This window comes from Nocardia sp. NBC_01009 (assembly GCF_045208035.1).
In the GTDB taxonomy this organism is placed as follows: domain Bacteria; phylum Actinomycetota; class Actinomycetes; order Mycobacteriales; family Mycobacteriaceae; genus Nocardia.
Map to the genome: position 1 here is coordinate 5,325,199 of NZ_CP108695.1, position 14,224 is coordinate 5,339,422.

16 protein-coding genes are annotated in these 14,224 nt (G+C 63.9%); 9 read left to right on the plus strand and 7 right to left on the minus strand.

The window, feature by feature from the left end:
* Positions 1 to 90 precede the first annotated feature (90 nt).
* Both ligD and OHA42_RS23625 read left to right on the plus strand, forming a co-directional pair.
* The gene (ligD, locus tag OHA42_RS23620; protein ID WP_406239557.1) at positions 91 to 1,029 is read left to right on the plus strand and encodes a non-homologous end-joining DNA ligase; all 939 of its coding nucleotides are present in this window, start codon (positions 91 to 93) and stop codon (positions 1,027 to 1,029) included.
* A gap of 25 nt (positions 1,030 to 1,054) precedes the next feature.
* Entirely contained in the window at positions 1,055 to 2,032 is a 978-nt protein-coding gene (locus OHA42_RS23625) for an HAD family hydrolase (RefSeq protein ID WP_406230049.1), read from the plus strand.
* Here the strand turns inward: OHA42_RS23625 and OHA42_RS23630 are convergent, their stop codons facing one another.
* Positions 2,033 to 2,179 carry a hypothetical protein gene (locus tag OHA42_RS23630; protein WP_406230050.1) on the minus strand — a complete coding sequence of 49 codons (147 nt, stop codon included), beginning with the start codon at positions 2,177 to 2,179 and terminating at the stop codon, positions 2,033 to 2,035. It abuts the gene before it with no gap.
* A gap of 21 nt (positions 2,180 to 2,200) precedes the next feature.
* Between OHA42_RS23630 and OHA42_RS23635 the strand changes: the two genes are divergently transcribed.
* The gene (locus OHA42_RS23635; protein WP_406230051.1) at positions 2,201 to 2,317 is read left to right on the plus strand and encodes a DUF4253 domain-containing protein; all 117 of its coding nucleotides are present in this window, start codon (positions 2,201 to 2,203) and stop codon (positions 2,315 to 2,317) included.
* A gap of 195 nt (positions 2,318 to 2,512) precedes the next feature.
* Positions 2,513 to 2,884: an MmcQ/YjbR family DNA-binding protein gene (locus OHA42_RS23640; protein ID WP_406230052.1), complete on the plus strand. Its 372-nt coding sequence runs from the start codon at positions 2,513 to 2,515 to the stop codon at positions 2,882 to 2,884.
* Positions 2,885 to 2,939: 55 nt separating this feature from the next.
* On the opposite strand, the gene OHA42_RS23645 is transcribed toward OHA42_RS23640, so the two are convergent.
* Positions 2,940 to 3,737 (minus strand): HugZ family protein, encoded by a 798-nt coding sequence (locus OHA42_RS23645; protein WP_406230053.1) that lies wholly within the window; start codon positions 3,735 to 3,737, stop codon positions 2,940 to 2,942.
* Positions 3,738 to 3,832: 95 nt separating this feature from the next.
* On the opposite strand from OHA42_RS23645, the gene OHA42_RS23650 reads away from it, so the two are divergent.
* Entirely contained in the window at positions 3,833 to 4,927 is a 1,095-nt protein-coding gene (locus OHA42_RS23650) for a hypothetical protein (RefSeq protein ID WP_406230054.1), read from the plus strand.
* 111 nt (positions 4,928 to 5,038) lie between these two features.
* On the opposite strand, the gene OHA42_RS23655 is transcribed toward OHA42_RS23650, so the two are convergent.
* Positions 5,039 to 6,025, minus strand: a complete 987-nt coding sequence (locus tag OHA42_RS23655) for an SMP-30/gluconolactonase/LRE family protein (RefSeq protein ID WP_406230055.1) — start codon at positions 6,023 to 6,025, stop codon at positions 5,039 to 5,041.
* A gap of 283 nt (positions 6,026 to 6,308) precedes the next feature.
* Positions 6,309 to 7,208 carry an NAD(P)-dependent oxidoreductase gene (locus tag OHA42_RS23660; protein ID WP_406230056.1) on the minus strand — a complete coding sequence of 300 codons (900 nt, stop codon included), beginning with the start codon at positions 7,206 to 7,208 and terminating at the stop codon, positions 6,309 to 6,311.
* A gap of 50 nt (positions 7,209 to 7,258) precedes the next feature.
* Here OHA42_RS23660 and OHA42_RS23665 point away from each other — a divergent pair, with 50 nt between their 5' ends.
* Entirely contained in the window at positions 7,259 to 7,639 is a 381-nt protein-coding gene (locus OHA42_RS23665) for a MerR family transcriptional regulator (protein WP_406230057.1), read from the plus strand.
* Positions 7,640 to 8,170: 531 nt separating this feature from the next.
* On the opposite strand, the gene OHA42_RS23670 is transcribed toward OHA42_RS23665, so the two are convergent.
* Both OHA42_RS23670 and OHA42_RS23675 read right to left on the minus strand, forming a co-directional pair.
* Positions 8,171 to 8,887: a metal-dependent hydrolase gene (locus OHA42_RS23670; RefSeq protein WP_406230058.1), complete on the minus strand. Its 717-nt coding sequence runs from the start codon at positions 8,885 to 8,887 to the stop codon at positions 8,171 to 8,173.
* Positions 8,888 to 8,958: 71 nt separating this feature from the next.
* A complete protein-coding gene (locus tag OHA42_RS23675) occupies positions 8,959 to 9,330 on the minus strand; it encodes a DUF4913 domain-containing protein (RefSeq protein WP_406230059.1) in 372 nt (123 codons plus the stop codon).
* A gap of 707 nt (positions 9,331 to 10,037) precedes the next feature.
* Here OHA42_RS23675 and OHA42_RS23680 point away from each other — a divergent pair.
* Both OHA42_RS23680 and OHA42_RS23685 read left to right on the plus strand, forming a co-directional pair.
* Positions 10,038 to 10,976, plus strand: a complete 939-nt coding sequence (locus tag OHA42_RS23680) for a hypothetical protein (protein WP_406230060.1) — start codon at positions 10,038 to 10,040, stop codon at positions 10,974 to 10,976.
* 389 nt (positions 10,977 to 11,365) lie between these two features.
* Positions 11,366 to 11,716, plus strand: coding sequence for an alcohol dehydrogenase catalytic domain-containing protein (locus OHA42_RS23685; RefSeq protein ID WP_406230061.1), 351 nt, complete (start codon positions 11,366 to 11,368; stop codon positions 11,714 to 11,716).
* Between the two features lie 457 nt (positions 11,717 to 12,173).
* Here OHA42_RS23685 and OHA42_RS23690 read toward each other — a convergent pair whose 3' ends face one another.
* Positions 12,174 to 13,274 carry a 3-oxoacyl-ACP synthase III family protein gene (locus tag OHA42_RS23690; protein ID WP_406230062.1) on the minus strand — a complete coding sequence of 367 codons (1,101 nt, stop codon included), beginning with the start codon at positions 13,272 to 13,274 and terminating at the stop codon, positions 12,174 to 12,176.
* Between the two features lie 210 nt (positions 13,275 to 13,484).
* On the opposite strand from OHA42_RS23690, the gene OHA42_RS23695 reads away from it, so the two are divergent.
* Positions 13,485 to 14,117 (plus strand): YitT family protein, encoded by a 633-nt coding sequence (locus tag OHA42_RS23695; protein WP_406230063.1) that lies wholly within the window; start codon positions 13,485 to 13,487, stop codon positions 14,115 to 14,117.
* Positions 14,118 to 14,224: the final 107 nt, after the last annotated feature.

Below are 14,224 nucleotides of genomic sequence, written 5' to 3' on the forward strand. Positions count from 1 at the left end.
TCGCGTGACGCGTCTGCGGCGCTGCGTCGATAGTGTCCTCCTATCGGTAGCTGGGTATACGCTGATCTTGTGGTGGCAGTGCCAGCGCCGATGCTGGCCGTCGCAGGGCGGCCACCGGACACGGCTGCCTGGGCCATCGAGATGAAATGGGATGGTGTCCGCGCCGTTGTAGTCTGCGGCGGCGAATCGTGCCGTTTGTACAGCAGGAATAGGCGCGAGATTACCGACTCTTACCCAGAGCTGGCTGCCGCGCTCACCGAGTCGGCGCGAGGCAGAGCGTTGATTCTCGACGGCGAGGTGATCGCGCAGACCGCCCGGGGTGCACCATCATTCGCTTTGCTGCAACGTCGCATGCATGTCGCGCGACCGACCGCGCAGCTGATCGCGTCGGTGCCGGTCCAGTTCTACGGGTTCGACGTGCTGTCCATCGACGGCGAGGACGTCACCGTGCTGCCGTACCTGCCCCGCCGTGATCGCCTGGACGGGTTGGATCTGCCGGGCCGGTTGGTGAGCGTCCCACCGTATTGGCTGGAGGTGGCGGCCGACAGGATGCTCGAGGTCGCGCGCGAGCACCACCTCGAGGGGATCGTGTCGAAGGAGATCGACTCGTTGTATCACCCGGGCCGCCGCTCGCCGGTGTGGATCAAGACCCCGATCCGCAAGACCACGGAGGCGATCGTGATCGGGTGGACGCCGGGCACCGGGATGATGGCGCCGACGTTCGGGTCGCTCGTGCTGGCTGCGCACGATAAGGACGGGCTGCTCACCTACATCGGCAACGTCGGCACCGGCTTCAGCATGGCCACTCGTCGTAGCCTGCGGGCTCGGCTCGATGAGCTCGCTACGGCTGTCATGCCGTTCGACGCCACAGTCGGTGGCCGAGGCCGTGGGGGCGGCGTGCATTGGGTGCGCCCGGAGTTGGTCGGCAGCATCGAATTTCGTGAGTTCACCGGGGAAGGGTTGCGGCATCCGAGTTGGCGTGGGCTGCGCAGTGACAAGGACCAGGCCGAGGTGACGCTCCCGGGATGACGGAAAGGATCGAAGGGGCAGCACCATGACCGAAAGACGCGAGGCTGGTACGCATACTGCCGAAATCAAAGGGAAGAGCTCACCCCCCGACGACGCTCCGCTTGCCAGCTGGCGGGACGGCGCCGCCAAGGCGGCCGTGGTGGGTTTCGTCGAGCGGGTGACGGCCGAGGGCGTCCCATCCGAGGACCGGGTCGCGGTCTTCGACAACGACGGCACGCTGTGGTGTGAGAAGCCGATGCCTATCCAGCTCGATTTCATCCTGCGCCGTCTCGTCGCGATGGCCGAGCAGGATCAGAATCTGCGCACCCGTCAGCCCTGGCAGGCCGCCTACGCGCAGGACTATGGCTGGTTGAACGACGTCATCACCCGGCACTACCACGGCGACGACAACGGGGTGAAGGTGCTCGCCGCGGGTGTGCTGACCGCGTTCGCCGAGGTGACTGTCGAGGAGTTCGAAGCCCAGGCGGACCAGTTCCTGCGCACCGCGCGGCATCCCACCCTCGACCGGGACTACCTGGCGTGCAGATACGCGCCGATGCTCGAGCTGCTCGACTACCTGGCCGCCAACGGGTTCCGCAACTACATCGTCTCCGGCGGCGGCCGCGACTTCATGCGGCCCATCAGCCAGGACGTGTACGGCATTCCACGCCAACGGGTCATCGGCAGCGGCGTGTCGCTGGCCTGGAAGGACGACGGCCGTAGCGGCGCGATCGTCCGAAAACCAGAGGCGGATGTCCTAGACGACGGTCCCGAGAAGCCGGTGCGGATCTGGAACCGTGTCGGTGGGCGGCCCCTGCTGGCGGCGGGGAACAGCAATGGGGACATCCCGATGCTGCAGTTCTCGCAGCGGCCGGACCGGCCGTCGTTGCGGCTGCTGCTGCGCCACGACGACGCCGCCCGCGAGTTCGACTACATCGCGGGAGCCGAGCAGGCGCTCGAATTGGCCGGCACCCACGGCTGGACCGTGGTCAGCATCAAGCACGACTGGACGACGGTGTTCTGATCACACGTGCGGACGAAAACCGCGACGCAGAAATTGATACGCGCCCGCGAGCGCGCTCACTGCCAGCCCGGCCCACAGTGCGGCACGCAGCGGAAGCACACCGAGGACAACAATTCCCACGACGAGTGCGTCTAAATAAACCGGCACCCATCGACCATCGAGAGCGCGATGGACATCGCGCGTGAACAGTATTGCTCCTGCCCGGATATCATCGACCAGAGCACGATCGAGCAGTTCGCCGCAGCACTCATGGCCAACCGGCACCGGATCTTCTGGTGGGACTGACCACACGGCCCCGCCCGGCGACCCGTGCAACGCAGCGGCCAGCCAACAGCGAGATGTCCGGACACCCCGAACGATGTGGTTGAGTTGTTCCATGCCGATCACCTTGCTGCGCCGCGCCTACGCGATCGCCTACCTCCCGATCGGTGCGCCATCGGCCAAGGCCGCTCCGGCGGACTCTGTGTAAGGGGGTCCGCGGTGGCGGTACACAACAAAGAATTCTTCCGAATCATCGACGCGCTCGTCGACGTGCAACGCGCCAAAGGCGAGAAGTACACAACCTTCAGTGTCCGCGGCAAGCGGTTCGGCTACTACTGGCCGCGGACCGAAACCGTCGGCCTGAAGCAGACCCTGTCCGAACAGCTGGCATTGGTGTCCGAAAGGCCCGAGGTCTTCGAAGTACAGTTCACCGCAGGCGGATTCGGCTGGATAGTCGTCTCCCTGGCAGGCATCGAGGCCGACGAGCTGTCCGAACTGGTCTTCGAAGCCTGGCGCTTATCCGCTCCCGAAGAACTGGTCGCCGAAGTCCCCGACTGGGCGCAATCGACACCCCACCCTCGGACCCGATGAAGCCACCCCCAACACCGCCCGCATCCTGGCCCACCGCAGGTGCCGACCGCCGCGCTCAGCCCTCGCGCGACCGCCGCGCCAACTCGACCGTCGCCGCCCGCAACCCATCGATGGAATCCAGCGGCACCGCATAACCCACCCGTGTACGCGCCACCCCACGCGGCGTCACAACCCGCAAATCAAGCCCGTACCGATCCGCGCGCTCACAACTGGCCGCCGTCGAATCCGGATACCCGCCGAGCACCTGGGCCATCGATAACAGCGCATCGGCATGATCATCGTTGAGATGCGTAATCGCCGCAGCGGCAACCGGTATCACCGGATCCGGCGCGGCAGCGGCATACTGCTCGGCCGTCGCCGAATCCATCCGCCCATACCCGCCGACCCACCGAATCCGCTGCACCCGCAACACCCACACCGCAAAATCGCTGTAGTCGATGTAATACTTCGCCGCAGGCACCGCCGCCAGATGCGCCTGCCGCGCCGCCTCGGCCTCCGTACCCACCGGCTGCTCGACGACACCCGCGAGAGTGATCCGCGTCCCCGCCAACGGATCGGCAGGCGGATTCGGCTCCACCATCGCAATGCTGGCCCGCGCATCCGCGGCCAGATTACGGCCGTGCTCCGCCATCCTGGACACACACAACACCGGCTGACCATCCAACAAGCCATAGGTGATGAACGAAGCCCACGGCGAACCATCCGCACTCAGGCTGGCCAACGTCCCCGTATTCGTCGCCGCCGCAACAGTTCTGGCCTCCTCCGCCGCAGACGGACGCGCGGAATCCACCACCGGCGCGGTCGGCTGCGGAACCGAAGGCGCGTCGCCGGGATCACCGTGATCGAGAGTCATACTCCCCAGCGTGCCATGGAGAAACGCCGGTCACCGCAGCGGGTTGGACAGGATTGCGCGCGCGCAACCACGCCGAATCGGCAAGACTTGCGGATGTGACCCGATATGCAATCGACGCAGACCGCAACGCACTAGTCGCCATCTGGGCGACCGGACGCGGCGATCTCGCGGCGACGGTGGCCGCACTGCCCCCGATAAGCCCAGACCAGGCAACCAGTTTGGCGTCGAATCTGACCACCCTGTCCCGGTTCCAATGGCGCACCTACACGCACCCGGCCAGCGCCGCAGGCGATCCCGACATCCCCAATAGCGAAGCCTGGCGCCGCGCCGAAGAACGCAGAAACTTCAAGGAAGTCGACGCGGCCATCCGCACCCCTAACCTGCCCACCGACCACGGCCTGCTCGTCTCCTACAGCGGCGTCGTCGAATCCGCGCACCGCGTCGGACGCACCCTGCACAGCATCGACGACCTCGAACTGCGCAACACTATCCTCGCCGAAGTCATCACCGAACAAGCCGCCATCGAATCCGCCGAACTCGGCGACCTCACCGGACGCGCACGCCAAGCAGTCGAGCTGTCCAGACCCGACGTCTCACCTGCCCAGGTCCAAGCCGCCGACGAACTGCTGCGCGCCGACCCACTCGGCTCCATCGAACTGTTCACCGAACTCGACCCCGCCTCGGCAGCGGTCGCTGCCGCACACTGGCTCGACGCCGCCGCGGAGGTCGCGGGCGAACTGGCAGGCGTACCGACCGTCGATGTCGTCGTCGAAGCCGACGACATCGAAGCGCTGCAGGTAGAAACCCCCACCATGGTGCTGGAACGCCTCGGCGGAGGTGAGACACCCACCGACATCGTCGTCGACCTGATCGCCGAGGCCGTGTCCGTCTCGGAAGGGCACGTGCCCGCACCATGGGCCGTCGTCAGCCGAGTGGCCGAAATCGAAGAACAAGCCCGCAAATTCGACCTCGACAACGACACCCGCGAAGCCCTGCTCGCCGAATTCCGCATCAGCCGCCTCGACCCGGTCCGCCCCGCCCTCGACCTGCTTGAAGACCTCCTCGACGGCATCCGCGGCTGCCTGTTGCTCTACACAGCCCACAGCTCCGGCGACCCCGACGACATCGAAGCCCGATTCGCCGCCGACGTCCGCAGCGAAGCCGACGCCCACCCCGAACAACTGTTCTGACCGCGGGCCCGGACACCCTCGCGCCACATCCGCACGCCTTGCGCGATGAACCCGAGAGTGCCCGGGCACCCAACAGCTACCCGGTCGGTCCGACGTCGGACGATGCTCTGGTCAGGACGGAACCCGCGTCACGCCGACCGCGGACTCCGTGAGACTCCCCAGATAGAGAATCCCCTCGTACTCGACAACGCCGGTGACCATCGAGAAATTGGTGCCTTCGATCTGAAGATCGTGCACGACATTGCCGTCGAAGTCGACGGCCATCACCCAGACCGTCTTCGGCGGTTTCGGCTGCAACCATGCCGGCAACGTCCACACGATCTTTCGCAGCACGCCCGGCAGCGGAAATAGCCAGTCCAGCAGGGGATTTCGAGGCGAGGGGAGGGTGATCCAGACGAGTCCGTCGCTACCGAGACCCATATTGTCCGGAAAACCTGGCAAGTTCTCGACGAGATAATCATGGGTGCCTGCCTTGGCTCCGGTGAGCCAATAGCGCGACACCCGATATGCGCCCGTCTCGGCAACCACCACACATGAACGATCGGGGGACAGGACCACCCCATTGGCAAATTGCAGTCCGTCAAGCAGAGTTTCGACCGCGCCCGACGGATCACGGCGCAGCAGCCTGCCGGTGCCGGAATGCTCCAATATGTCGCCCATCCACTGATCGAGGCGATAGCGGCGCGACGACGACGAAAAGTAGATCGTGCCGTCGTCATCGCGAACGACGTTGCTGGCGAAGGAGAGTGGCTCGCCGTCGACCTGGTCGACGAGAATTTCGAGGCTGCCATCGGGATCCAGCTGCAGCAGTCCGCGCGTCGAATCGCAGATGAGTATCGAGCCGTCCGCGTCGGCATGCAGCCCCAACGGTCTGCCACCGGTGTTCACGAGCCGTCGCACGTCCCCGTCGGACGGGTCGATGCTGAGGATCGACCCGTCATCGACCCCGGCAAGCACCCGCCCATCCGGCGCGAGTACCACATCCTCGGGGCCCGCACTCGACACCTCCAGCCGGGAAACCGGGGGGAGCGGTGTGGCGCTGCGCGTTTCACGAGCGCGGGGGAGCGCCTGCGGCGGCGTCCAGCGGTGGGGTTGCATCGTCGAACCAGCAAACATGCCCCAGGTTAGCCCGAGGGGCGTCTCCTTCCGACCGAAATGGATCTACTGAAAACATGATCATACGTAGATATGCGCATCGAAGCATGTCATCGACCTGGTACGAAACACCAACCGTCCGGCTCCGCCGGACGTAGCAGAGACAGGGGGAGGGGTCCGCCCCTGCTACGTCCGTACCGGTATGGGTTCGGTCATCGAGACTGCTAACGAATCGTGGTGCCGTGCACGCGGTCCACCGTCATATCGAATGGTGCGGTGCTCATGCCTATGGCTTTCGGAACTGCTCGATCATCGCGGCGTAGCCGTCGCCGCCACGACCCTGTGCCACCGCCCGGTCGGCCAACATCTTGACGAACCTGGGAAGTTCGGCATTGACACCGAGTGTCTCGCTCTCCTGGACGAGGTGCTCCATCGACGCCAGGTGGGTGTCGATGGTGGCGTCCTCGGCAGGGAACTTGCCTGCATCGATCTGGTCCGCGTAGGCGGTGATCCACTCGGTCATGCTGCCGATCCCGTTGTTCAGGAATGGCGCGACTGTTGCCGCGTCGACCTGCGCGGTACCGAGCAGGGCAGCGGCGTGCAGGAATCCGTTCAAAACGCTCCACATCATGCTCAGCATCGCCATGTCGTACAACGAGGACAAGCCATGATCGACGCCGAGGTAGGTGGTGTTCGCGCCCAGGCTCCGCAGGGTCGCCTCGTGGTGGTCGAAGGCCGGCTGTGGACCGCTGTAGAGGAGAACGGCGTCTGCAGTACCGATGGCCGGGGGAATAGCCAGGATTACGCCGTCGAGGTAGGACGCGCCTCGCAAGGTTGCCCACTCTGCGGTCTCCCGCGCCTGGGCGGAGGTGCCCGAGGTCAGGTTCACCAGAACCGTGTCGGTGAGCACATCCCCCAACGGGTCGAGCAGCTCGCGTGCCGCCTCGTAGTCGGTGACGCAGATGACCACGAGTGGGCTTGCTGCGACGGCTTCGCGGACCGAGCCCGCAAGGGTGGCGCCCTGGGCGAGGAGTGGTTCGGCCTTGGTGGCCGAGCGATTCCATACGGTTGTCGGGTGTCCAGCTGCCAAGAACGCTTCAGCCAGGGCTCGGCCCATGAGCCCGAGGCCGATGACAGTGACCGGCGCGTGGCCGGCGTTGGAGTCGGGCGTCGATTTATCGGTCATGTCGGTATCATCAACCTTCATATCGGTATGAAGGTCAAGGAGGAGCCACGGTGTTGATCGGGGAACTGAGCCGCCGCACCGGAGTCGGCACGCATCTACTGCGCTACTACGAATCCCAGGGTTTGCTAGAGCCCGGCCGTGGAGCCAACGGATACCGCGAGTTCACCGAGGACGCTATCCTGACCGTCACCCAGATCAGAGGGCTGCTCGAGGCGGGACTCTCGACCGAGGACATCGGTCTCCTGCTGCCCTGTGCGACCGGCGCAGGCCCTGACATCGCGCCATGTACCGAGTTGCTCGACGTACTCCGGGCATGCCTTCGAGGACTCGACGAACGCATCGACGCACTCACTCAGAACCGTCAAGCGTTGCGCAGCTACCTGGACGCAGCCGAACGGGCGCCTGCCATCGTGTGCGACCCGACACGGTGATCGACTCGTGCGCGGACCGCGGCAGTAGGTCCCGCAGCATGAATCAGCCAGTGCCGGAACGGTATATTGATCGATTACGCCAAAGTGGCGCCGCTATGGTCAGTCCCGTGCCGATCTCCTGCGGGCGTGGGGCAGGGGAGCGCTAGCCGACTGGTCGGCGAGGGAAGCGCGACGGGAGGGCTCATCTACCAACGGGGGAGAGCAGTCGATGCCGAGTTCGCAGTCCGTTGCACTATGGGATGGAAGCTGCACGGCAGGGCGAGGCTCCGGTCAATGCGACCGGCCACTCTACCAAAAACGCATGTCAATATCGGCCTATGCATATCTTTGCATAGAGCTACCAAAACGTCGTCACCGATATCCACAACGTCATCATCAAAAGAAAAGCAAAGGCAGAAGGGGGCGCCTACCGCCGTTGTTGGTACGGCGGTAGGCGCGGGGTTTTCGAGTGTCGGCCAGGCTGTGCCGACAGGCGCTGTCTTTCGTGGACCGGTCGTGGTCCACGAAAGACAGTCGCCACGCCGGTGGCGGTCAGGGGCTGGTGGTGAAGACGTACCAGAGCGCCGCAAGGGCGCCGAGGGTGAACAATGGTGACAGAACCCAGGTTTCGACCTTGTTGCCGGTGCGGTCGATGATCGGCACGCGGGTGCGCAGCGGGAAAGGCCAGAAGAGGCGGCAGCCGCGGTCGGTGAGGCAGTCGCCCGCGAGGTGGGCGAGTGCACCCAGGCCGACGGAGAACGGTAGCCAGACCGGTTTGTCGGTGATCCAGTGGTCCATGGCGAAGGTGCCTGCGGCTGCGAGGATCACCACGGTGCCCCACGCCTTGATGCTGTCGCCGGAGGGGCAGATATGTAGTGCGCGTACCGCGAGGGCCAGGAGGAAAAAGACGAGTGCGAGGGTGAAATATCGTCCGAGCCAGTGTTCGCCTGCCCAGGTCCCGTATGCCACGGCGATGACGAACGCAAACGAGTGCGTGGCATGGCGGTGCCCGCCCGATATCCATGAGATGAACCGGCACAGGTAGTACGAAATCGGTCCGAGCACGTGGGCGATGGTGCCGTTGGGGTGGTCTGCATCGGGCAGGAGCGCGGCGCCCGCCGTCAGAAAGACGCCCAACAGAATGTCGACAGGGCCGAGATGCACGTCCGCACTTGTCAATACGGGGTACGTCATCGCCGATATGGGCAAGGTCGCGGCCGCTACCGACCAGGCAAACGCGCCACTGGTCGCATGAGAATGTCCTAGCACTGCATGAACGTTAGTTGACCACAGAGCTTTTCAGATAAGCGCTGGTGGGGGTGGTGAAATGCCGCCCGCTGCTAGTCGTCTCGGGTGAGTGTCGGGGATCGGAACATATCCGGGAGAGGGGCTTCGAGTGGCAGGGGAGGTATTTTGGCGGAGTGGCCGTTGCGGACCGAGCAGCCACTGAACGGACCGTCGAGGCTGAGTAGGACGCCCATGTGAGCATCGGCATGGTCGAGGAACCACACCGAGAGCCCGGTGTTTCCAGCGAGTCGGTAGTGCTCCCACGTTCTCCAGAGCGCATCCAGGCGTACGACGGCTTCGGCGTGCTGCCACCATTCCGGGCACCACGCGTGAATGTCGGTGTCGCGCCGATAGATCAGCGTCAAGTAGCTCTCGACGAACTCGACAACGGAGCCGAACAAGGCCGGCCTGTGCTCGTCACTCATTCGTCCCCCGTACCTGTGGTAGATCCAGCCACCTTCGAGGGTAGCGACGAATCTCGGCTGCTTTCATACCGTTCCGGCCACGTTGGCTCGGTGCTCGGCGACAAGCGGTGGGCCGCCGCGAACCACTCGTTTGAGACCTCGCCTATCACCGGAGAGCGTTGAGCAGTACGAGGATTTATAGGGGAGCGGTACTGCTATGAGGCCAGGCCGTCACCCCGGAGGGGAAGTGCGCTGCGCGCCGCCGAAGCACTACCACCCGAGGTGGCCGACATGCTCGACGAAGTTCTGCCGGGATCGCGCCCAATCCCTGGACTCTGCAGTCGATCTGAGCACGCACGAGGCCTTCCGCATCCTGCCTGCGAATCGGCTTTCGTCCGCCGCAACATCGCCGCATTCCGGGGCTGAGCGGGTGCTCTACTACTTCCCAAATGTGGGGAACCTTATTGCGTGGCCGCGCTTACGCTGCATCGCGTAGCGCGACCTCGTCGCGAGCCTGTGACCCGACCGCGCACCGTCGCCCGGTCTCGCACCGAGCGGGACGGTGCGCGGCAACAATCCGGTTTCGACCAGGTCGGCTCGACCAGTGGTAGGCGATGTGTAGGGAGATTGCGGTGGGCAGAGGTCGCGGAGTTCATCTGTGCGGCAGCGTTCCGTTGGCGGATGCGCAGACGGTGTTCTCGGAAGCAGCACAGCGGATAGGTTCTCGATTGAAGCGCATTCCGGATGGTGAGACGGGAGTGCGCGACAACTGGGTGGTGTGGCAGCTGCCCAAGATGCAGGCACACCCGGACCTGGAGACCGTTCCGCCGCCGAGCCCGGAATACGGGCCAAGTGAACGAGTGCAACCCAAATCGGGTGTCGACGCGGCATCAATCGACTTCGGCCCCTTGGGCTATGCCGACGCTGCCCTGGAGTCGTGGCAGGTCTTTCGGCGCCTGCGGGAGGAAGGCGTTATCCCGCAGGGCTCCCGATTCCAGGTGTGCCTGCCGACGCCGATTGCGGTGATCGGGGCGTTCGTCGCGGGACCGCAGGGGGAGTTGGAGGGCAGGTACGAGGCGCAGCTGCGCAGCGAGTTGGCCCGTATCGTCGACGGCATCCCGGCGGAAGACCTTGCGGTGCAATGGGATACCGCAGTCGAGTTCGCCATCTTCGAAGGCGTGTTCCCGTCCTGGTTCGGCGGCGACTATCCGACCCAGCTCGAGGAAGTCGCACAGCGGCTGGTCCGGTTGGGCGCCGCGGTACCCGAACCAGTCGAACTCGGATACCACCTGTGCTACGGCGACTTCGGCCACCGCCACTTCGCCGAACCCACCGATACCGGGCGGCTGGCCTCGGTCGCGACCCGCATCCTTTCCGGGCTGGGCAGGCGCCTCGATTGGATCCACATGCCGGTCCCGCGGTCGCGTGCCGACGCCGACTACTTCAAACCCCTCGCCGATCTCCACCTGCCGCCCGAAACCGATCTCTATCTCGGCTTGGTGCACGCTACCGACGGTCGAGACGGCGCAGTGCGTCGGATCGAAGCCGCCCGCACCGCCGTCGCGGACTTCGGCATCGCCACCGAGTGCGGCATGGGCCGACGGTCAGCCGACCAGATCACCGCGCTGTTCGATTTGCATGCGGAGCTGGCGGACACACTTTCCTGATCCGGAAAGCAGGGCGCCTAACGGCATGGTCGCAGGTCCACATGATGCACGGCATCGCCTGAGCGAGCTGTATCAGCTAACGGGATGCTGAACCGGTCAAGGTCTATCACCTTGTGGCGAGAGCACGCAGCCAGTACTGGCAACCCTGCATATTCGATCTCGTCGTATTCCAACTCCTCGCGAACTTTTCTTCCAATGCCGGGGAAGTGGCATCGTTCTGCAACCGGACAGCGGTAGCGTCATGGGTCGTCACCGTGCTCCAGAGGGGTTGCGCAGCTGCAGGACTGTCACGTTAAGACTTTCGATTGGTGCGCGCTGAGGGTCTAGACCCCAAACGACCCCGCTGTGGTGGCAGCATTGGAGCTAGTGGATCCGACCGAAGGAGCATCATGAAGATGCGAACGATGCGGTCTGTCGTCGCCGACAAGTTGGGCGAACCGTCTGAGGTCCTGCATCTGCAGACCCACCCGCTTCCGGAGCCCGGTGCCGGCCAGGTCCGGATCCGGGTGACAGCTGTACCTGTCCATGCCAGCGATCTGCATACCATCCGCGGGAGTTACGGATTCACCCCGGAGTTCCCGACAGTACCCGGAATCGAATTCGTCGGTCTGATCGACGAACTCGGTAGCGGCACAGATGGCCTGACCGTCGGGCAACGCGTCATCACGATCGGAGTCACGGGCATGCAGTGGGGCAACCGCTATGTGGCGTATCGCGACCATGGTTGGGCAGTGAGTTAGCTCAGCGTGTCGCTGAGTGACTTGGTACTGATGCAATATGCGGTACTTCACTTGACATAATGTTGATTATCGGCGTTGCAAGGAGGGTGCCGGAAGGGGTGTCCTCCTCAACTGTTTGTCATCCTTTTGGTTGATCGATTGCCTGGGGGTTTTGGTAGGTACCTCGGCCCAACACGGCTTTGGATGAAATGTGTGCCGGTCAATCGGTGTCGTCGATCCCTCTGGATGTCGGATTCTTCGAATGGAAATCTTTCTGTCAAATACGCGTTGCGACGGAAATTCATCAATGTTGCCTGTGGGCTGGTGACTGCGCGCCAATGCAATCGCGGTGTGGCTCAGTGAGTCGAACGCTGGTGATTGGCAACGTGACGCACTTCTCCCCTGGCCGTTTCGCCTATCCACTCAAAATGTCACGGTGACGATTTGATGGGATAGGCGGGCGCGACCACTCTGGTTACTAGAGTCGTATCACGTGTGCACCGTATTGCAGGTTGGCGCCGATGGCGGCGACGACAACCGGCTCACCACCGCCAAGAGTGACGGTTCCGGCGCGTACATCTTCGGCGAGAAGGATGAGAACGCTGGCGCCTGCGGTGTTTCCGTACCGTTCGACATTGGTGGCCGTTCGATCTTCGCGCATATTCGCGGCATCCATGAGTCGCTCGATGAGCCGGAGGTTGGACTGATGCGGATAGAAGCGCGCAATGTCGTCGGCATCCATTCGAGCCTCCGCGAGGGCGTGGTCGATGGATTTCTTCATGACCGGTACGTAGGCGTCGGCAACCCGCTTTCCGGTGATGTAGAACGCGTGGTCGGACAGGGCGGTACTCGGCAGGCCGGGTGGATGTAGGTTGCCGCCCCCGGGCCTGAGGGTGATTTCGTAGTGCTCGTTGACGGCCAGGGATGACACTATCCCTGAGTTGCTGTCGTCGTCGGTGGCCTCCAAAATCACTGCGCCTGCACCGTCTCCGAACAGGAGCGGCGTGAGAAAGGCCCCGACTTCATTCTCGTCGAACGTAACACTGCCGGTATACATTTCGCTGTCGAACAGCGGTGACATCGTGTGAGTAATGACCACCGCGATCCGTTTGCGGATGCCGCTCAGAAGCATTTCCTTGGCCCACTGCAGGCAGAAGACGGCGCCGCCGCAACCGACGTCGGTCTGTAGCACGGTGGCGTCGGGGCGCATGCCGAGCCGATGATGCAGCAACTGTGCATCGGTGCCGAAGTGCAGTAGATCTGGTGTGCAGCAACCGATGATAAGGCCGTCGAGTTCCCTTGCGTCGATGTCTGCAGTGGTGAGTGCCTCCTGCAGTGCGTTCTCGGCGAGGATCCCGGCGGGGCCGGGTGGTTCGCCGTAGCCGGGCGGGAACACGGCGCGACCTGTTCTGTCGTCGAGATCGACGCTGAATCGACGTTGCCTGATGCCGGTCTTCTGCTCGAATTCCGTTGGCGTCCAAGGGTTCTTACGGGGTCCGGGGAACATGTCGAGTAGGCGTTCATTGGTCATCACCAGATTCGGAACCGATGCACCGGTGCCTATGATTCGTACTTTCATGAATGCCTCCACCTCAACGAGTAGCCGCACCCACAACACCATCAATGGTCGGTGTGATCATGTACCAAACAGGTCATGATGGCCGGTGCGCGGCGATGTCGTGCAGGGGTGGATACCACGCCGAGTGGTTGAGCATCATACCGATAGCGAGGGTCCAGTGATCGGCAAGTGGATCTGTTTTTAAGGTCCAGTGCTCGGCATGCTGGGTTGATGTTGGTTCGCCGGTTGGTCGCGTTGTATGTCGGGTTGTGGTTGTACGGGTTGTCGATGGCGGTGATGATTCGTGCCGGTTTGGGGTTGGATCCGTGGGATGTGTTCCATCAGGGTGTAGCGGCGCATGTGCCGATCAGCTTCGGCGCGGCGACGGCGGTGACCGGGGTTGTGGTGCTGTTGGCGTGGATTCCGTTGCGGCAGCGGCCCGGTGTCGGGACGGTGAGCAATGTGGTGGTCATCGGGGTGTCGGTGGATGTCGGGTTGTGGATGCTGCCGGCGTGGGACTCGATTCCACTGCGGGTGACAGCGATGACCGCAGCCGTGGTGGTGAATGCGGTCGCGACGGTGCTCTACATCGGTGCAGGGATGGGTCCAGGTCCGCGGGATGGACTGATGACTGGACTGGTTGCGCGGACCGGGTGGTCGGTGCGATCGGTGCGAACCGGGATCGAGATGTCGGTGCTGGCTACCGGTTGGATGTTGGGTGGCAGCGTCGGCATCGCAACACTGGTGTACGCATTCGGCATCGGGCCACTGATTCAAATGATGATCCCGTATGCCGACCGATTCCTACCGGGATTCCGCGTCGACCGTGCGAGCGAGCCTGCCGTGGTTGTCGCCGCACCATGACAGCGCTCCGCTCTGCACCTGCTGGAAGCATGCCCACTACCAGACGTGCTCGAATTTTATTGGGAGGCAAGGGGTTACCTCGAATCCCCTCCCCTTCGCCAGGTGCG